At 53.8% G+C, this 18,331-nt stretch carries 16 protein-coding genes and 2 pseudogenes; 10 read left to right on the top strand and 8 right to left on the bottom strand.

Features of this window, described 5'->3' with window-relative positions:
* Nucleotides 1–70 precede the first annotated feature (70 nt).
* Nucleotides 71–826: pseudogene (locus AC2FLB_RS07385) on the bottom strand (IS5 family transposase).
* 466 nt (nt 827–1,292) lie between these two features.
* Entirely contained in the window at nt 1,293–1,874 is a 582-nt protein-coding gene (locus tag AC2FLB_RS07380) for a TetR-like C-terminal domain-containing protein (RefSeq protein ID WP_496702442.1), read from the bottom strand.
* 124 nt (nt 1,875–1,998) lie between these two features.
* Between AC2FLB_RS07380 and AC2FLB_RS07375 the strand changes: the two genes are divergently transcribed.
* Nucleotides 1,999–2,589: a YceI family protein gene (locus tag AC2FLB_RS07375; RefSeq protein WP_496708958.1), complete on the top strand. Its 591-nt coding sequence runs from the start codon at nt 1,999–2,001 to the stop codon at nt 2,587–2,589.
* A 66-nt stretch (nt 2,590–2,655) separates the two neighbouring features.
* On the top strand, nt 2,656–3,192 hold the full coding sequence (locus tag AC2FLB_RS07370; RefSeq protein WP_496702438.1) for a luciferase domain-containing protein: 537 nt from the start codon (nt 2,656–2,658) through the stop codon (nt 3,190–3,192).
* Nucleotides 3,193–3,498: 306 nt separating this feature from the next.
* Here AC2FLB_RS07370 and AC2FLB_RS07365 read toward each other — a convergent pair whose 3' ends face one another.
* The 5 genes from AC2FLB_RS07365 to AC2FLB_RS07345 all read right to left on the bottom strand — a co-directional run bounded on the left by AC2FLB_RS07365 (nt 3,499) and on the right by AC2FLB_RS07345 (nt 7,328).
* Nucleotides 3,499–4,446 (bottom strand): ornithine cyclodeaminase family protein, encoded by a 948-nt coding sequence (locus AC2FLB_RS07365; RefSeq protein WP_496691978.1) that lies wholly within the window; start codon nt 4,444–4,446, stop codon nt 3,499–3,501.
* An 8-nt stretch (nt 4,447–4,454) separates the two neighbouring features.
* The gene (locus AC2FLB_RS07360) at nt 4,455–4,631 is read right to left on the bottom strand and encodes a hypothetical protein (protein WP_496705695.1); all 177 of its coding nucleotides are present in this window, start codon (nt 4,629–4,631) and stop codon (nt 4,455–4,457) included.
* A 131-nt stretch (nt 4,632–4,762) separates the two neighbouring features.
* The gene (locus tag AC2FLB_RS07355; RefSeq protein ID WP_496708957.1) at nt 4,763–6,091 is read right to left on the bottom strand and encodes a sensor histidine kinase; all 1,329 of its coding nucleotides are present in this window, start codon (nt 6,089–6,091) and stop codon (nt 4,763–4,765) included.
* Entirely contained in the window at nt 6,091–6,750 is a 660-nt protein-coding gene (locus AC2FLB_RS07350) for a response regulator transcription factor (protein ID WP_142636050.1), read from the bottom strand. Before AC2FLB_RS07350 ends, AC2FLB_RS07355 begins: the two co-directional genes overlap by 1 nt.
* A 38-nt stretch (nt 6,751–6,788) precedes the next feature.
* The gene (locus AC2FLB_RS07345) at nt 6,789–7,328 is read right to left on the bottom strand and encodes a PepSY domain-containing protein (protein ID WP_496691980.1); all 540 of its coding nucleotides are present in this window, start codon (nt 7,326–7,328) and stop codon (nt 6,789–6,791) included.
* Between the two features lie 205 nt (nt 7,329–7,533).
* Here AC2FLB_RS07345 and AC2FLB_RS07340 point away from each other — a divergent pair, with 205 nt between their 5' ends.
* Nucleotides 7,534–8,532 (top strand): hypothetical protein, encoded by a 999-nt coding sequence (locus AC2FLB_RS07340; protein WP_496708956.1) that lies wholly within the window; start codon nt 7,534–7,536, stop codon nt 8,530–8,532.
* Between the two features lie 983 nt (nt 8,533–9,515).
* Nucleotides 9,516–9,763 (top strand): annotated as a pseudogene (locus AC2FLB_RS07335) (transposase); the annotation flags it as partial.
* Between the two features lie 228 nt (nt 9,764–9,991).
* Here AC2FLB_RS07335 and AC2FLB_RS07330 read toward each other — a convergent pair.
* The gene (locus AC2FLB_RS07330) at nt 9,992–10,372 is read right to left on the bottom strand and encodes a hypothetical protein (protein WP_496705689.1); all 381 of its coding nucleotides are present in this window, start codon (nt 10,370–10,372) and stop codon (nt 9,992–9,994) included.
* Between the two features lie 369 nt (nt 10,373–10,741).
* Between AC2FLB_RS07330 and AC2FLB_RS07325 the strand changes: the two genes are divergently transcribed.
* The 6 genes from AC2FLB_RS07325 to AC2FLB_RS07300 all read left to right on the top strand — a co-directional run bounded on the left by AC2FLB_RS07325 (nt 10,742) and on the right by AC2FLB_RS07300 (nt 18,011).
* Entirely contained in the window at nt 10,742–11,188 is a 447-nt protein-coding gene (locus AC2FLB_RS07325) for a universal stress protein (protein ID WP_496708955.1), read from the top strand.
* A gap of 255 nt (nt 11,189–11,443) precedes the next feature.
* On the top strand, nt 11,444–12,229 hold the full coding sequence (locus tag AC2FLB_RS07320; RefSeq protein WP_496708954.1) for a formate/nitrite transporter family protein: 786 nt from the start codon (nt 11,444–11,446) through the stop codon (nt 12,227–12,229).
* A 244-nt stretch (nt 12,230–12,473) separates the two neighbouring features.
* Nucleotides 12,474–12,851, top strand: a complete 378-nt coding sequence (locus tag AC2FLB_RS07315; RefSeq protein ID WP_142636034.1) for a nuclear transport factor 2 family protein — start codon at nt 12,474–12,476, stop codon at nt 12,849–12,851.
* 346 nt (nt 12,852–13,197) lie between these two features.
* A complete protein-coding gene (locus tag AC2FLB_RS07310) occupies nt 13,198–14,193 on the top strand; it encodes an HlyD family secretion protein (protein ID WP_142636032.1) in 996 nt (331 codons plus the stop codon).
* A complete protein-coding gene (gene rbbA / locus AC2FLB_RS07305; RefSeq protein ID WP_496708953.1) occupies nt 14,190–16,886 on the top strand; it encodes a ribosome-associated ATPase/putative transporter RbbA in 2,697 nt (898 codons plus the stop codon). The genes AC2FLB_RS07310 and rbbA overlap by 4 nt, the downstream gene beginning before the upstream one ends.
* Entirely contained in the window at nt 16,887–18,011 is a 1,125-nt protein-coding gene (locus AC2FLB_RS07300; protein WP_142636028.1) for an ABC transporter permease, read from the top strand.
* Nucleotides 18,012–18,331 lie beyond the last annotated feature (320 nt).

The following is an 18,331-nucleotide window of genomic DNA, read 5'->3' as shown; positions in this document are numbered from 1 at the left end:
AGTTGCAACAAGGCTTGGCGCTGAAACCGACAGTGTTCTCAACTTGACCAATTCTACTTAGGGTCAGGATTCATAACCAGTACATAACGGTTGCCTCGAGTGCGAAGGCTGAGAGGAAGACCTTGGGACTACGGTCATAGCGTGTCGCCACGCGCCTCCAATCCTTGAGCCTGCCGAACATGATCTCGATCCGGTTGCGACGTTGTACTTTCGCTTATCGTATTTGACCGGTGTCTTGCGTTGCATACGGCCTGGGATGCAGGCGCGTATGCTTTTGTCTTTTAGCGCTTCACGGAACCAGTCGGCGTCATAGCCGCGATCCCCGAGCAGCCAATCCACGTTTAATATGCTGCTGAGCAGAGCCCGAGCATCGATGTAATCGCTGACTTGCCCGGCAGCAACAAACAGGTTGAGCGGGCGACCTTAGCTATCACAAATAGCATGCAGCTTGGTATTCATGCCGCCTTGGTTCTGCCAATCAGGCGGCCATGCCCCCCTTTTTGATGCCCAAGCTGGACGCCGTGCGATGGGCTTTTAGATATGTGGCGTCGATCATAACCATCTTCTTTTCACCATGCTCGGCAGCCAGACCAGCCATCATCCGTGCGAAGATGCCTTTCTCGCTCCAACGCTTCCACCGGCTGTAGAGCGTCTTTTTAGGTCCGGATTCCCAGGGCACATCTCGCCAACGCAACCCATTGCGATTGATGAAGATAATCCCGCTTAGCACCCTTCTATCATCGACCCGTGGCCTACCGTGCGACTTCAGGAAGAAAGGGGAAAGCATGGCCATATGCTCGTCTGTCAGCCAATAGAGGTCGTTCATGTCATCGCTCCGTTTTTGGAGCCGTGAATCACGCAGCGCAGCGAAAATCAATGCATCCTGAGCCTAACATAGATCCAAGCGAAAGCTTCCTTCGCACCAAAAGTCAATTCATGGCAAGCGTTGTTGAATGGCCGCTAACCGAGACTGTGAATGCTTTTTATGCGAGAGTAGCGAACGGCGGGTAGGCTCGCATCAACGAAACTGCAAATTCCTGTCTTGAAGGTCCGCTTTGGGCTGCTAGCGGCCTATCATGCTTGCTGCGGAGAATGGCAACACTGAGCCCAAGGTGTTCATGTTGCAATAGGAATGAGCGGCAGCGACAAATCAGGGTACAGACATCAACGTTGTGAGTAGCGGTTCGTTTTGACCATGCGACGTGCTGATGTCACGCAGCGAACGTAGCCCCACCGCGATCTTGGAGATCGTTAGGCTTCTTGGTCGCTTTGTCTGCAAATTCAGGCGATGTTCAATGTCCCGAATTGGTTTTCGCTATATTGCAAAGCAGATCAACATGTTGATCCAACCAATCTTCGTCCAGTGCCTCGTGACGTATGAGTTTGCGGAAATAAGGTGCTGCGACTGCTAGTTCTATGAGTTGGTCAACCGGGACGTCAGCGGTGATCTCACCGCGGCCTATTGCGGCTGCAAATACTGCTTCAACACTTGCGAACCTGTCTTTCATAAATTCAGTGATCACCAACCTCGCTTCTGCATCGTTGGACGCAGCAGCGACCACCTGAGGCGCGATTTGGCCCCATGGTGTGTCATTCAAGGCTCCCATCAGTACACCGAGTAGCCAGCGCAGGTCAGATCGTAGCGGGCCATCGGTTTTGGGCGGTATGTTCGGCGGTGTTGCGATGCGCCTGAACGCTGCATCACGCAGACTGCGCGCATCTGGCCAGTGTCTGTAAAGTGTGCTGCGCGAAATGCCCGTTGCCTTCGATACTGAGCCATGAGTTACGTGCAGCACGCCTTCATCCATTAGTATCTTTTGCGCAGCATCAAGCGCGGTCTGTCGTGTGGCGATCAGCCTAGGATCTTCTTTCAATCACCCCTCCTATAGAACATTTAGTTGCATAGTAGAACATTTTGTCCTAAAAGTATGGCAAGCTAAAAACTAAATCCCAAAATTCAATTTCGCAAACACGTCTTGTCAAAATGGGAGCGGATCAATGTTCAAAGTGGCAGCAACCCCGCTGGCGGTAATCTTATCGATGGGCGCGACAACCGCATTGTCCGAGAGTGGCACTTACGAGTTGGATCCTGGACACAGCCAGGTATTGTTCAGCTACAACCACATCGGGTTCTCAGAAACATATGGAATGTTCTCAGGTTTTAGCGGTGAGATTGAGTTCGACGAAGATGATCCGTCTGCGTCATCTGTCAAAGCGTCTATGCCTGTAAAATCCATGATCACGGGCTGGGATGCCCGTTTGCAACACTTCATGTCCGATGACTTTTTTAGCGCGAGTGACGGTGACGTGGTCACATTCGCCTCAACCAGCATTGAAGTGACCGGGGACAATTCCGCGAATATTTCTGGCGACCTGACCATGAATGGCGTCACCAAACCTGTTGTTCTGGAAACAACGCTTAACAAGTCAGCGCCATACCCGTTTGGCCCAAAAGAGGGCACGCCAACCTTGGGGCTGGCAGCCACGGCGACTATCGTGCGGTCAGAATTCGGACTTGGGGCGTTTGCACCTGCGGTGAGCGACGAAATAGAGCTCTTGATCAATATCGAAGCGTTAAAGGCTGAATGATGTGTGCAAGTGCGCTGAAACTGCTCGGAGCGCTCTTTCTTAACTTTTGACGGGGTCGCCAACAATATGGATATTTTCCCGAAAATATTTGCTGTTGTCGCAGTAGCGGCGGTCACGAGCCCTTTGGCATATGCGCAAGAGTACGCGTTCCCGGAGCGCACCTCGCCCCGTCCGGAAACAACAAGCGGCGTACCGCATACTCAGATTGGTGTCGAAATTGATGCCGATTTGTCCCAGCTATTGCTGGAGCGAGTTGCGCAATTCCCAGGGGTCACACTTGGCCCCACACGCATATCACTACCTGGCGCGATTGGCTTTCAGCTTGATCCCGGCATGTTGTTGTCTCGACCGAGCTCTATCGTCGGTGGGTTTGAGTTTGCGCATATGCATCCTGATGGCAGCTTGCACGCTTCGCTCGACCCAGCATTGGCGCGAAAAGCAATTGAGGCTGGCTGGGCCGTAGCTCACCCTTGGGCTGATCAACGCCCCGGATGGAGCGGCTTTGTCATGATCTATACTCCAACCACACCAGAAGAGTTGGAATTCGTCATCGATCTGGTCGAAAGTTCGTACACCTTCATCACCGGCAACACCTTGGGTTAAACCTGTTTTGCCCGAAAGTGTGCGGTGGCGCCTGCTTCCTTAAAGAGTGCTGTTTCAGCTTGCTTGCTTTTCACGGTCAATTTCTTTCTTACATTCTTGCCGTGGCGAAGCGCTCGGAGCGTGCGTTCAAACCTTCAGCACCAATAGTAACTCCCGTCCCGCGCAGTTGAATTTGCAAAGCTCAGTGGCAAATGCCCGCTTTGGGCTGCGACCAACTAATTGAACTGATCGCAGAGAATGGCGTATCTGCGCCCAAAGCGACCATTCCGGTATCTAATTACAAAGTGGGTGTTCATGTCTTTGGGCTCACTTCACGGGTTTTTCGGTGAACCGGCGAACTGCGAGGACCGAAGCAGCATAATCCCCCAATGAAATCCCTCTGAAAGCAAAAGCCGCCGGTTTATTGCGTGCTCGGACGTCGACTTTGCCAGCGACCAATTCCGTCAAGTCGCCAGCAATTTGCTCGTATTGCAACATCGGCTTGTCGCTTTCCAGCTCCTGCAAACGGTCGTCGACAATTACCGTTTTGAAACCAATCATGTGCGCCGGCACCCACGGGATGCACGCATCAGTTATGGTGGCGAAGGCAGTCGGCTTCAGCCATCGGGCATCCAAGAAGGGTTCAATGGAGTAGTCCAACGTTATCGATGTCACTATCAGATCGGCATCACTCAAAGCGTCCTTGGCATCGGCGCATGTTTCAGCTTCGAGACCCATGCCCCTAGCATAACGACAAAGCTTGTCGGCATTCTCTTTACCTCGCCCGAACACGCGGATTCGTTTCAAGGGAAACAGTTCTGAAAACGCAGCTAGATGGGAGTGAGCCTGCACGCCCGCGCCCACAAAAGCCACTGTCTCGGCATGAGGGTCAGCAAGCCGACGCGCTGCCACCACTGACAGAGCCGCAGTTCTGTTTGCCGTAATCCAATTCGCTCCCAAGACCGCGCGAAGCAGTCCGGTTTGCGCATCCATAACCATGATGGCACCGTTTATCGCGGGATAACCCCTCGCCGGATTTTCCGGACACACTGTAACCTGCTTGGTCACGATGAATCCATCATCTCCCATTGCCAATGTAGACATTGCGTAGCGCCCATCGCCGGGCAAAATGACTGTCTTGGGAGAAGTGTGAAGCTTTCCGTCTGCCTTGGCTATTAAAGCAGCCTCGATGGCATCGGCAACTTCCGAAGGTTGGATGCCTAAACCCCCGAGGTCGTCGTCAGACAGATAAATTAAGGCGTTCTCAGAAGTCACAGAGTCCCTCACTTAAGCAATTTGGCTTTTTGACTGAGTACATTGTCTTCGGCAGTTCTTCCTATCGGTTTACCTTCACAGAAGTATTTTGGCTGTAACTTTTGATCGCCCGATCCAATGCGCAGAAAAAAAGCGCCTTCATTTTTCTGAAAATGTGAACCCAGTCGAACGCCTGCTTCGTCCATTAGGCCGACTTTGTGCGGTCTGAACCAACCCGATGACCTACTGAGATCGTCAGACGACAGGTTCGGGCCCATTGGTAGTTAAAGTTGCGAATTGTTCAAACGACACTTTGCAGATCAGATTCCGGGCGACTTCAGGTCGGGATCACTATCCGACACACCAACCCACCCAGCGATTCAGAGCGGTCCAGATCTAGTCTGGCATCGTAGGCTTTCAGTAAGTCGACCGCGATCGCCAGCCCAAGCCCGCTACCAACGACCGAGGTGTCCAGTCGACCGCCGGATCGCAAGGCTTCGCGGTGGGCGTCTTCAGGAATTCCCGGACCGTCATCCTCGATACTGATTTCGATACATTTCTGCTTACGTTTCGCGGTCAGCCGTACCGTGCTTCGACACCATTTGACCGCATTGTCCAGAAGGTTGCCCAAAATCTCTTCTATGTCCTGCGTATCCATGCGCACCCAAAGACCCGGATCGCCATCAATCTGCAGCGATTTGCCTTCGCGGTCCGCCATGGCCGAGAACAGCCGCGCCAGACGCTTGATGGAGTTAGACAGATCGGTCCGCGAATGGGTCAGGTCAGCAGCGTTCAAAGCCCGCAGCCTGGCCAGAGATCGACCAAGTTGAGCATCGATCCTGTCCAGCGCCTCTTGTGCGGTATCTGTCACCGCTCCGGCGTTGGACAATGTCACAAGTTCATTGCGCAATATGGCTGTAGGAGTTTTCAATGCGTGTGCCAGATCTGCGGCCTGGCGGCGCGAACCCGAGACGATCTCGCGGTTCCGACGCAACAGCTGGTTCAGGTCCTCGACCAATGGCGAGACCTCTTCGGGGTAATCTGTTGGCCTAAGGTCTTCGTCTTGATCCCAGCGATGGGCCACATCCGTACGCAGCTTTCGCAATGGTCCCAGAACAACTGAAATCAGAAACAACGAGCCGGCTAAACCGATCAGGCCAACTAGGCCAAACACCGGCAGCAGGCTTTTCTGCGCCGCGCGCCGCTCGGCCACGAGTTGAGCCTGACTTTCGGCGACGCTGACGCCCCATACCGTGCCATCTTCATAAGTGATCTTCTGAAAAGCGCTGCGCAGCACTTCATTCTCCGGGCCGCTTGTGTCCCAGAGTGTGGGGATATCGGGAATGCCGGGGGGTTCCGCGATGACCTCATCAAACAGCGAGCGAGAGGTGAAGACCACACCGTCGGCGCTGCTGACCTGCCAGTACCGTCCGGAATAGGGGGTGCCATAAGCCGGGTCAAATATCAGATCCCGTAGGGCATCCGGGTTTTCGGTTGTGACATTCAGCCCGACAACCAGCTGTGTGTGACGATCCAGCAGCGCAGAGTCGAACCGGTTGGACACCCGTGCATCAATGTATGAGAAAACCGCCAGTGTGCCTACGCCCACAGACACGGCCCCAGATGCAATTCCCCCCAGCAATGCCCGTTGTCGCAGCGATAACATCAGGCCGAATCGATCATATATCCACGACCCCGAACCGTTGTGATCAGGTCAGTGCCAAGCTTCTTGCGCAGACGGGTAACAAATACGGCGATAGTGTTCGAATCCCGGTCTCCATCGTATTCATAGATATGCTCTGAAAGTTCTGATCGTGAAATCATCCGACCAGAATTATGCGCCAGATAAGTCAGCACCGCGATTTCTTGAGCAGTCAGGTCAACCGGCACGCCATCGGCTGTCACCCGGCCGTTACGGGTATCCAGAATGACGTTTCCCATTTCAATCACGGGATTTAGCTGTCCACTTTGCCGTCGCAGGATGGCGCGAACACGCGCGGCCAGTTCGGGCATGTGGAACGGTTTGGTCATATAGTCATCTGCGCCCGCATCCAGGCCGTCGACCCTTTCGCTCCAGCCATCGCGGGCAGTCAGAATCAGCACCGGTGTTTTGACACCCTCGTTGCGCCATTCGCGCAGAATCGAAATGCCGTCGCGCTCTGGAAGGCCGAGGTCAAGGATGATCATGTCATATGGTTCGGTCGCACCCAGATGCAGGGCGTCGAGCCCACTATTGGCGACATCCACAACGCGGCCTTCTGCGTTCAGGAGTTTTTTGATCTGTTCGCAGAGGTGCGGTTCGTCTTCTGCCAGCAATACTCTCATACTTAAGGACTATAGGCGAGCAAATGGAAGTATAACCATTACTTTTTGCCCCCGCCGTTACCTCCGCCATTACCACCGGAGTTACCTCCGCCATTACCACCGGAGTTACCGCCGCCGTTGCCACCGGAATTACCGCCACCGTTACCACCGGAATTACCGCCACCATTGCCACCGGAGTTACCGCCGCTGTTGCCTTTGTTTGCAGATTTCCCCTGCGAAGCGCCCTTGCCGGATTTACCCGGCGCAGCGCGGGCAGCTTCAGAAATCTGGCGGCCAACAACGGATCGGTTGGAGACAACAACACCCGTCTGAGCGTTGACGATGACACTAACGATTATACCATCCGGTTTCTTGACGAGAATACGGTAATATAGCCTGTCAGCCTGAAAGGCGCGCGCGTCAACTGGCGTTCCACCAAAAGCCTTTTCAACGCCTTTGATTACTTTTTTCAAACGAATGGCACTGCCTGAGGTTGTCGCCTTGCGCAACTCGGATTGCGTCAACTCACGTGCAGCAGCCTGTCCCTCTCCGGGGTGGAGAAAGGCAAGTAGACAGGCAATGGCAATAAGCTTTTTCATCCTTGTCACTCATTACTGCGAAAACGCCGGCTCAATCTACCGATTTCTATGTGAACCTACGGTGAACAGCCAGTTACGCGTGGGTTCAACGATGATGGGTTTAGATCAGGGGTGTCGGATTCTGTTTTCGGCACCCAGTTTTTGCGTCTGCTCGCCGCTGATTACCGTGACAGACGAGAATCGCACCTGATGAACGAGGACCATTATGAACACCAAACCGATCAACCTGCTAAAAGCCTCTGCTATTGCCATCGCCCTGCTGGGCTCGACCGCGATTGTCGGAGCTGTCGCGTTTCCTGATGCTGCTTATGCCAAAGGGGGCAACGGCGGCGGTAACGGAAACGGCGGCGGTAATGGCAATGGCGGTGGAAACGGCAATGGTGGCGGAAACGGTAATGGCGGATCTGGTGCGTCCATAAGCGATAGTGATAAAGCGGCCGGAAAATCTAACCGGAAATCTTCCAACGCTGGTAAGTCAAAGTCATCGGGAAAAAACAAGTTTTCTTTGAAAGACCTGTTTGGGGGCAAAAAGACGAAGGCTAAAACCACAACCGCAAAGACCGCGCACAAAAGTCAACCAACAGACAAAGCGGCCAAAGCAATTCGCCCCGCCCCGAAACCAAAAGGGTACAAGATGGCGGATCTGCTTGGCGTGCACCCATCTGAACTAGGCGCACTGAACGCCGCCAACGCTAATGAGAATGCTCTCAAGAACGCCTCTCCTAATTCCCGTGTAGGCCGCATCGCCGCATTTCGTGACGCAGTTCTGGCCGGAGATGAATTGCGTGAGGAGCTTGCGGAAACACAGGCACAGCTGGATGGCATGACCCCGCCGGACCGCCCGGTCTCTGAGATCGAAGAGGACCTTGATGCGGCTCTGACAGATGTTCAGGAGAAGCAGGATCGCGTGAACGAGCTTGAGGACGCTCTTGCCGATGCCGGGGGCACAGATCCTGATATTGAAGCAGAGCTTAAGGACGCCAATGACGAACTTCAGGGAGCCCTCGATACGGCCGAAGACCTAGGCGCCGAACGGCAGGCTGCGGTCGACTACAACGATACGGTGGCAGAAGTCGATGCGCTGACTGAGGCTGTAGAGAATCAACCGCAGACCGAGCGTGAAGCGTTGGAGGCTGCCGCCAACAAGCCTGTGACGGATGAGGTCGAGGCTGCCGTAAAAACTCTGCTTGGTCTTGAAAGCTGATTGCTGATTGTCCAATCAATCACCAGGTCAAATAGACCCGAGCCAGCAGGCATAACAACATCACAAATAAAAAAACCCGCTCCGATCCGGAGCGGGTTTCACTACATCCCAGACAACACCACGTGACTTGGGATATACGCAGACGTTCTGTTGAGAGATCAGACGCCTCGTTTCGCCTCTTTTAGCCGCTCATTGTTGAATAGTTCAGACAGTGCATTTTCGATAGGAGGGAAGCGACCGTTGCTCGAATTCGTGATGCTTGACAATTCACCGCCTGAGACGGTGCGCGAGGATTGCATTGCTGTAGGAATGCTAGGCGCACCCTCATTGGCAGTATTGATCATGCTATTCCCCTTCAGTGCATCCGGGCACGCATTGATCGGCCCTGAGTAAGGAATTATGAACGATAACGGTTGAACACTCTGAGAATACATTGTTCACGTTCGGTTAATGTTGTTGCGTATGAGTGGACAAACTGGGGGGGGCATTGACCGCCATATAAGAAAATGCTGCCATTTTGGTTTTATTTCCCGATGGCAGCTTTGTCCGTATAGCCACTGTCCAAAGCTCCACAACACTGCATCTTGGATTAAGGGTCTGCTTCAAGTGCATTGCCGCCGTTTGTAGGTCTTGTTGATGCATGCGCGGCGAAAGTCTGCCGTGTGGCCTTCCTGCCAAGTAGCCTGTGGCACGGCGATTAGAGGCCATCGGTCTGGATGCACGTTGTCAACAAGATTGGGCGGCAGCTTTATTGGGATTCACGCGGCAATTCACGGGGAATACGCAGAGCAGGCAGAAAAAGCCCTGAAAAGGGCGTTGGATCGTGAAAAACACCACAAACGGAAGCAAAATCGCGAGTATCAATCTCATCTTAAATTACCTTCTGATAGTTAGACCGCTATGTTCTCACGAACATGGGCGTTGTTGCATATCTCTCGCAGCGAGGGATTCACAACGCGAATCCATAAGGTTAAACGGTGTGGATGAGTAAGCCATCTTCCGCCCGTTAACGCGTCACGTATTGGTCCGACTACAATGCTGCGCCTAAGGAGCGCGGCTCACTTCTTGTCTGGCTGGACAAGGACATGACCTGGCTCGCGGCGCACGAAGGTCGGCCTTGTCACAGCCGGTCTTTTCGAATGCGACGATCCAATTCTGCCTGTCGACCAAAGTGCTATTCAAGCTGCCGCTGAGACAGACAGCGGGGGTGACCGCCGGCGTTGATCAGCTTCGTTTCGTAGCTAGTTTCTCTGACCACATCGTTGATAAATCCGCAATCTTAGCCGTTTGGCCTTCTAGGGTACCGTAGGCAATCAGCACAGTCATTCCGATCCTCCTGCAAATCGGTTCGAAAAACGCACCAACTATGTCGAAACAGCTCGTTTCGGCCCTTGATCCCAATCAAAAGTGCCTGTCTTGCCAAGTTATTTGGGCGCGGGTGAGGCACCCATTGGCTGGCTTATGCGGTTTTGGAAAGCGCGAAAGCTACAGTTAACCAGAATGCACTGCGTATGGTCATTGCGCCGACCGTTCGCCATTCAAACGGCGTTCCACTAAGTGCCACTAGTATCAGAACAACGAACACCAATAGTGTAGATAAGCCAAGCAACCAGGCAATTCGTTGTGCCCAGATTGTGGATTTATAGAGCGCAAAAGCGCCTAACAAATAGATAAATCCAGCCAGAAAATTGAACCAAAGCACGAATGGAACTGCATCTCCGACTGCAGCACTGGCAGCAGCGCCCCCAAACAGGGCTGTTCCTCCTGAGAAAATGGTAAGGAGACCAAAGAGTGCTGCGGCTATCGTAACTGGGCGAACCCAAGGCGGAGAGGAAGGCATCGTTGTTTTCCTCAGAAATAAGATTGAATCTCGTGTCGTGGGCAATCTACCAAACGAACTGAAACGCACGCCCCTAATAGCAATTCTTCTCGCCATTTCCCTTGATCTTTATCATTGGGCTTAACTTGATACCCTTTGAAAAAATGTAGCGTCTGCGCGAGGTTTTTCGCAATAATTATGCGCTGTTACCCCTTTGAGATGACCCGTTTGCAACTCCTAACATTTTTCAAAATTGGTTCAGTTACCGTATATCTTCTGGAAATAGACGGACGACTACGCTCGAACCTGCAGTGAAATGTGTTGATTTGAGTCAAAGTTAACTACTGCAAGCTCGCCCATACTAACCCCTCACTAAGGAGGGAGTGCAACATGTTCAAAAAGATCGTAGTTGGCTTGGATGGATCTGAGGCGTCAGAAGCAGCTCTGCGCGTTGCCTGTGATATTTCAAGCAAATATGGCTCCCAAATTCACCTTGTTCATACACCTCAACCCCAAACCGTGGCGTTCGCAATGGGCGCATTGGCTGGCTATCACGCCGTCACGACAATGCCTTCAGACGAAGAGGTGCATCAGGCAGCAAACAAGATTATTTCCGCTGGTAGAGAGATTGTCGAAGAGTACAATCAGACGGTTTCGCAAACGCATACCCAACGCGGTGATCCCGTCGACCAGATCATCGCATGTGCGGAGCAATGCACAGCTGACCTGATTGTGACGGGCCGCCGTGGATTGGGAAGCATTGGTAGCCTAATTCAAGGGAGCACCTCTCTAGGCATCAGTCGGAATGCCACTTGTGCTGTTTTAACCGTTGCCTGAATTTCAAACTTGGCCCCAATCGGCGCTAAACGATGAGGATCGAAAAGTTCTGCATTGAGATCTCGCGAAAGCGGAAGCTGAAGTGGATCTCAAGGGTACCTATGGCCATGACCGCGCGCCAAACTGTGTTAGGTGGAACTATCCGAACTCAGAGGGAACAGATAGGCTTCCGGTTTTATTTGCGCGTTAGTTCAAGGTCAGAAGACAGGCTTAAACTTCCTGCTACGTAAACTCGTGCCAACTCTGGAGCGCCACATGAACCCCCCGGCCCTGTTCGATGCTCATAAACCCGCTGAAATTGCAACGTTAGTTGAGACTGCCGGGGTCGCAAAGGCAAAGCTGCCACTAGCACCCATGTTCGTTCTTGCGATGCTGGCTGGAGCATTCATAGGGTTTGGCGCAGCGGCCTATACGATGGCGGTCACGGGGGCAGACAGCGCTTCAGGGCCGATCCGCGTTCTGGGAGGAGCAGTGTTTTCCCTGGGCCTTATCCTGGTGATCGCAGGTGGTGCAGAATTATTCACCGGCAATGTTCTGATGGTGATAGCAGCGGTCGATCGCAAGATACCGCTGCGGCTGCTGTTCCGAAGTTGGGGTATCGTCTACGTTGGTAACTTCGTGGGTGCCGTTGTGCTTGCATTAGCTTTCGCCCTGACCGGCTTGCTTGATGGGCCGATGGGTAGCACTGCCATAAGGGTAGCCGATGCCAAAGCGGGGTTGGAACCGATGGAGGCTTTCGCCCGCGGCGCATTGTGCAACGGGCTGGTTTGCCTTGCCGTATGGCTGTCCTTCGCCGCCCGCAGCGTCGCTGGAAAAATTCTAGCGGTCTTGTGGCCCGTCTCAGCATTTGTGCTGCTGGGGCTCGAGCATTCGATTGCGAACATGTATTTCTTCCCGCAGGGCTGGGCTGCGGGAGCAACTGTGCCGGTTTTCGCAGCGGCGGCCAATCTGCTATGGGTCACTCTGGGTAACATTGTCGGCGGGGCGGGAGGAGTTGCCTTGGCCTATTGGTTTGCTTATCTTGGCGGAACAAATCGGTAAGATCCGCTTCTTCGATTTAAGCACCCACCGGAGCGAAATGAACGGAAACAGTTGGTTCTGAAGGCGTTGTCTAATAGCGCACTGGCTGAAGACGGCGCCGGGAATTGGGCCGCTCATTTCCACTGTGCAAGTCGTCCTCTCGATCCTGATCTGAATCCTTCGCGAACATCTAATTTTATTGATCCCTGTCAAGATTGGCAAAGGTAAGATGTGATACAGTTGAGGCTGAAATTGGGGGGCTATTATGGAAGAATTAGTCGAGATTGGACGAACATTCGTTCAGGCAATGCGGGATCGCAGAGGTCTTGCAAACGTTGGTGAAATGTATGCAGAAAACGCTCAATCTATTGAGGCGGTTGTGCCTCCGGTTCGACAGTTTCGCATCACCAAGGGCCGGGATGCTATCAAGGGAAAAAGAGAGGACTGGCTGGCAGCTCATGAAATCGTCGAATTCGACGTGGATGGCCCCTATGTTCATCCCCCAAACCGCTTCGGTGTACGATATAAGGTTAACGTAACGCAGAAGGCTACAGGGCAACACATGACCTTGAGCGAGATCGCAGTTTATTCGGTAGCAGATGGGAAAATTGTACTTGAAGAGTTCTTCATGTTGCCGAAGTAGGAACGACAGCCAGCAACGCTGACGCAGTGTTGGTTTTACCTGAACGTTGGAAGCGTGACTCGTAAGAGCTTTGACACGACAGATGGACAACTGGGCATTTATTTCGACTACGGGATGCTTGCCCTTGCGCATCATTGCGACCAATTCGGCGCAGCCGTCATAGAGAGTCACACCCCGAAAGCCTCATTGGGCCATGGATGTGGGTCAACAACCAGACCTGTGCCTCAACTTCGTACCCGATAAGCACTTGGACAATCATCAGATAGAACCTGTTTGATCCAACTCAAGGCATCACTTCGAGAGCGAGCTAAATTAGAATAGAAAATTAACTAATGTGCGCGGGGCCATGAGAAAGAACGTACGCGCAATTCTGATCGCCATAGCGCTCCTACTTGCAGGTGCAGCTGTTTATTTTTTCGTCGCAGAAGACAGTGATGAATTGCCGGCTGGGTTTGTACAGGGCAATGGGCGGATCGAGGCTGAACAAGTAGAAATCGCTCCAACCTTTGCCGGGCGCGTTGCTCGGGTCATAGCAGCAGAGGGCAGCCTGGTTGCTTCGGGTGAACTGCTGGTTGAAATGGATACAGATGAATTATCTGCAGCCCTTGACCGTGCCAGTGCCCAGGTTGCGCTGGCGCGCCAAACCAAGGCCGAAGCCGAAGCCGTGGTCATCCAGCGAGAAAGCCAGCAGCGTCGCGCTTCGCAGGAGCTTGACCGGGCCAAGGCGTTGCTGGCCGGTCAGAATATCTCGATGACTGTCTTTGAGGATCGTGAAACCGCGTTTCAGGTTGCGGATGCCGTGCTGGGCGCGGCCAAGGCCCGGGTTGCAACGGCGGATAGCCAGATTGCCGCCGCAGAGGCCGAGGTGCGCCGGATTGCGGAACAAATAGAGGATGGTTCCCTCATCGCTCCCATGCCGGGGCGTATTCTGTATCGACTGGCCGAGCCCGGCGAGGTCGTTGGAGCGGGCGAACCGATCTTGACGTTACTCAGTTTGGAAAACGTCTATATGGAGGTCTTCCTGCCTGCACGCGAAGCGGGGCTTTTGCCCATCGGTGCCGAGGCGCGCATCGTGCTTGATGCGTTGCCGGAATTTGCCATCCCAGCAACCGTAACCTTCGTCTCTCCCGAAGCTCAATTCACTCCCAAGCAGGTAGAAACTTTGAGCGAACGGGAGCAGCTGGTGTTTCGCGTTCGGGTTCGCATTCCCAGGGATTTGGTTACGGCGCGGATTGAGCATGTGAAGACCGGCCTTCGCGGCATTGCAGTGATCCGACTTACTTCCGATGGCGCGTGGCCAGACGATCTGGATAGACGAATTCCACCCGAGCTGTTCGAATGAGCGCCGAGGGGGGCTCATCGGGTTTCTGCATCAACGGTGTCACACACACGTACCGACAGCATGTTGCGTTGGATAACCTTTCGCTGGTTCTGCCAACTGGCCAGCTTATCGGATTGATCGGGCCAGACGGGGTTGGCAAGTCAACGCTGCTGGGATTGATTACCGGCGCAAAGCAACTTCAGTCCGGGGAAATTGATGTTCTCGGGGGATCAATAGGTGACCGCGCGCACCGTCACCGCGTGTGCCCGGCGATCGCATTTATGCCGCAGGGGTTGGGCCGCAACTTATACGCGGAACTGTCTGTGCGTGAGAATCTCGAGTTCTTTTCACGTCTTTTCGGACAAGGGCAACAGGAGCGTGAAATCAGGATCGCGGCCTTGCTGTCAGCGACCGGACTTGCGCCCTTTTCGGACCGGCTTATGGGCAAACTTTCGGGCGGAATGAAGCAGAAACTTGGACTGTGTTGTGCGCTGATCCACGACCCTAAGTTTCTGGTACTGGACGAACCGACGACCGGAATTGATCCCCTGTCGCGGCGCCAATTCTGGGCGCTGATAGACGCGGTCCGAGAAGAAACGCCCGGTCTCTCCATACTGGTTTCAACGGCCTATATGGAGGAAGCCGAACAATTCGATTTTATAGTAGCGATGGATGCCGGTCGGGTGATATTTCACGGCCCCCCTGCCAAGCTGAAGGGTAAAGCCCGGGATCTTGAAACATCTTACAGGCAGCTACAGGCACGAGGGGAACCCCGGTTTGTGTCGAACAAGGTACCTATGCACCATCAAGGCGCAGACGCGGTAATCACGGCGCGTGGGTTGACCCGGCGCTTTGGCGATTTTACTGCCGTCGACAACGTCGAATTCTCGATCCACCGAGGCGAAATCTTTGGCTTCCTCGGATCAAACGGCTGCGGCAAGTCAACCACCATGAAAATGCTGACAGGTCTTCTGCCAGCAAGTGAGGGAGAGGCGCTGCTGTTCGGCAGACCGGTGGATGCGCGCGATCTTAGGATGCGCCGCGAGATCGGGTATATGAGCCAGGCATTCTCGCTTTATGGTGAGCTGACCGTTCAACAAAACCTCCAGTTGCACGCCCGCATCTTTGCGATCAAAGATCGTGTAGAACGCATTGATGAATTGGCCGAACGTTTCGGCCTTAAGGCACATATGGGCACGCTGGCGTCGGCGCTTCCGCTGGGTATCAAGCAGCGTCTTTCCCTTGCCGTCGCCGTGATCCACCGGCCTCGGGTGTTGATCCTGGATGAGCCAACCTCGGGCGTGGACCCCGAGGCGCGCGACTCGTTTTGGGCGCTGTTAATCGAGCTGTCGCGAGACGATGATGTAACGATTTTCGTCTCGACACATTTCATGACCGAAGCAGAGCGCTGTGATCGCGTTTCTTTCATGCATGCAGGCCGGGTATTAGCTGAAGGTACACCAGATGAGTTGATCGCAACGGCGCAGTCGGACAGTCTGGAAGGTGCGTTCATCTCTGTCCTGGAGGCCGTCGAGCCGCCTGAGCCGGTAGCAGCACCCAAAATTTCGGTTGATGCTGTCAACCCGGGCGCTGCCGGAAGTATCGGGCGCATACTGGCCTATGCACGGCGCGAAACAACCGAGGTTCTGCGCGATCGCGTCCGTTTGGCTTTTGCTTTCCTTGGCTCGGTGATCCTGATGTTGGTCTTTTGCTATGGGATCACTTTGGACATAGAAGACCTGGATTTCGCGGTGCTCGACCTGTCTCAATCGCCTGAGAGTCGTACCTATATCGCCGAGATTTCTGGTTCCCGCTATTTCAACCCCACGGTGCCTCTGGCCAGTTTTGAAGACGGCCGCGAGCGGTTGGCCAAAGGAGACATCTCGCTGGTTGTCGAACTCCCACCCGATTTTGGTCGCAAGTTGCGCGCCGGCGAGCCAACTGAAGTCTTGGCAATTGTGGACGGTGCGATACCGTTCAAGGGTGAGACAATAGAGGGCTATGTGGCCGGGCTTCACAGTACGTTTCTGGAAGTAATGGCCCGCCAAAGTGGCGAGCAGTCGGTCGAAATCGCCCGCATCGAACCGCGCTTCCGATACAATCAAAGCTTTGAAAGTATCGCTGCAATGGCCCCTGCCATGCCTGCGATCCTGTTGATAATGCTGCCGGCCGTTTTGATGGCTGTTAGTGTCGCGCGGGAGAAAGAGTTGGGCACGATCACCAATTTCTACGCAACGCCAACGACGCGGCTCGAATTTCTGGTTGGCAAACAGATCCCCTACATTGTGATAGCGTTCGTCAATTTCCTACTTTTGGCAGCGATGACGATCTTCATTTTTGGCGTGCCCCTAAAAGGAAATCCGGTGCCGCTTGCAATTGGTGCTTTCCTATATGTTTGGGCAACCACATCTTATGGATTGCTTATTGCGACCATAACGTCGAGCCAGGTGGCCGCAACTTTTGCCACCGCTATCGCGTCGGTGGTGCCGACCATTCAATTCTCCGGGCTGCTACAACCGATCTCGACGTTGGAAGGCGGCGCTCAGACGATTGGATCGCTTTGGCCTTCATCCTATTTCCTGCATCTAAACGTCGGCGCGTTCACCAAAGGTCTTAGCTGGGATGCACTTGCCCCCGACCTTCTGGCCCTAGCCTGTTTCGGGCCCGCGCTAACCTTGATCGCTGCACTGTTACTCCGAGCGCAGGAGAAGTGAATGCAACGATTGTCCCGCATATTCTGGCTTGGTTTGAAAGAAATGATGAGCCTTCGGCGCGACTGGGTGATGATGGCGCTGCTTGTCTGGTCATTCACGCTGGCGCCCGTAATGGAGGCAACGGGCGTTTCAAACTCGGTCAACAATGCATCCATTGCATTTGCCGACGAAGATGGCTCGCCGCTTTCACGCTCGCTTGCCTCAGCGTTTTTTCCGCCTGAATTCCAACCCGTTGTTCAGATCGCACCGGGCACCGGGGCCGAAAAGATGGATGCAGGGCATTTCCTGTTTGTAGTCGCAGTGCCACCAGGGTTCGAGAAAGATGTTCGAGCCGGGCGCGCGCCAGAAATTCAGGTTTTGATCGATGCGACAGCGATGGAGCAGGCCGGAATTGGAGCAAACTACATTATCAATATCTTGAGCGCCGAGATCCAGCGCTTTGCCATCGGTGCAGAATTGTTAGACCCGCCGCCCATCGATATCATTGTGCGCAGCGCATTTAATCCAAATCGCGACACTGTTCGTTTCGCCGGTATCGTCGCGTTGATCGGCCAGATCATGTGGCTGACCACAATCCTTACCGGTGCTGCCATGATCCGTGAGCGCGAGCATGGAACAATCGAACACCTGCTGGCGATGCCGCTTACCCCATTTGACATTGCGGTCGCCAAGATCTGGGCAAACGCTGCGGTGGTTCTGGTAGCGACCGCCCTATCGCTGACCTTTGTTATGCAAGACTTCCTGGGGATCAGCATCGCGGGATCGAAGGTGTTGTTTTTAATTGGCACAGCTCTCTTTCTCTTCACGGCGACGGCGCTTGGGGTGTTTCTTGCGACGATTGCGCGCTCAATGGCTCAATTCGCACTTTTGGTTATGCTGACGGTGCTTCCAATGTTGATGCTGTCAGGAGGAGAGACGCCAATCGAAGGGCAGCCCGGCTGGCTTCAGATCGGAACATCTATCCTCCCATCCCGCCACTACATGTCAGCCAGTCAGTCCATCATTTTCAAAGGTGCCGGGATCGAGACGGTCTGGGCAGAGTTCGTATGGATGGCGTGCTTGGGCGCGATCCTTCTGGCAACAAGTCTGCTGCTTTTTAGACGCTCGGTTGCGCAAGAGACCTAAATAAGTTTTTGCACCTGAGCAAAACTAGGCGGCTGACAGAACACCCGCTTGCGTAAGATCAATGGCCGCGCCCGTATTTTGGCACAATACTGCCTCGCCGTTATAGCACTAAAGGAGGAGGTTCAGATGCTTGAAGGCAAACAGTCCCAGCAAAACATCCAAATCAAGGACCATCGATTGACACTACGTGGCCAGAAGAAGATCACGCACGTTCACCATGATCGGGTCAACATGTATAGAAGGCCTGTCGGTCATTGGACCTCTCCTGATAGCATCACCTATTTGCAATTAACTCGACGGTAACAATTAACCGCCGGAGA

It is taken from the genome of Ruegeria sp. CDSA236 (assembly GCF_059611285.1).
Note: the sequence above shows the minus strand (reverse complement) of the source record. Positions and strands in the feature narration are given on the sequence as shown.

Bases quoted from the DNA above. Each gene is read 5' to 3' on its own strand.
- AC2FLB_RS07325 (WP_496708955.1), top strand. From the start codon at position 10,742: ATGTTCAAAAAGATCGTAGTTGGCTTGGATGGATCTGAGGCGTCAGAA.
- AC2FLB_RS07350 (WP_142636050.1), bottom strand. From the start codon at position 6,750: ATGAGAGTATTGCTGGCAGAAGACGAACCGCACCTCTGCGAACAGATC.
- AC2FLB_RS07320 (WP_496708954.1), top strand. From the start codon at position 11,444: ATGAACCCCCCGGCCCTGTTCGATGCTCATAAACCCGCTGAAATTGCA.
- AC2FLB_RS07315 (WP_142636034.1), top strand. From the start codon at position 12,474: ATGGAAGAATTAGTCGAGATTGGACGAACATTCGTTCAGGCAATGCGG.
- rbbA (WP_496708953.1), top strand. From the start codon at position 14,190: ATGAGCGCCGAGGGGGGCTCATCGGGTTTCTGCATCAACGGTGTCACA.
- AC2FLB_RS07340 (WP_496708956.1), top strand. From the start codon at position 7,534: ATGAACACCAAACCGATCAACCTGCTAAAAGCCTCTGCTATTGCCATC.
- AC2FLB_RS07360 (WP_496705695.1), bottom strand. From the start codon at position 4,631: ATGGACGAAGCAGGCGTTCGACTGGGTTCACATTTTCAGAAAAATGAA.
- AC2FLB_RS07310 (WP_142636032.1), top strand. From the start codon at position 13,198: ATGAGAAAGAACGTACGCGCAATTCTGATCGCCATAGCGCTCCTACTT.
- AC2FLB_RS07345 (WP_496691980.1), bottom strand. From the start codon at position 7,328: ATGAAAAAGCTTATTGCCATTGCCTGTCTACTTGCCTTTCTCCACCCC.
- AC2FLB_RS07300 (WP_142636028.1), top strand. From the start codon at position 16,887: ATGCAACGATTGTCCCGCATATTCTGGCTTGGTTTGAAAGAAATGATG.
- AC2FLB_RS07330 (WP_496705689.1), bottom strand. From the start codon at position 10,372: ATGCCTTCCTCTCCGCCTTGGGTTCGCCCAGTTACGATAGCCGCAGCA.
- AC2FLB_RS07355 (WP_496708957.1), bottom strand. From the start codon at position 6,091: ATGTTATCGCTGCGACAACGGGCATTGCTGGGGGGAATTGCATCTGGG.
- AC2FLB_RS07375 (WP_496708958.1), top strand. From the start codon at position 1,999: ATGTTCAAAGTGGCAGCAACCCCGCTGGCGGTAATCTTATCGATGGGC.
- AC2FLB_RS07370 (WP_496702438.1), top strand. From the start codon at position 2,656: ATGGATATTTTCCCGAAAATATTTGCTGTTGTCGCAGTAGCGGCGGTC.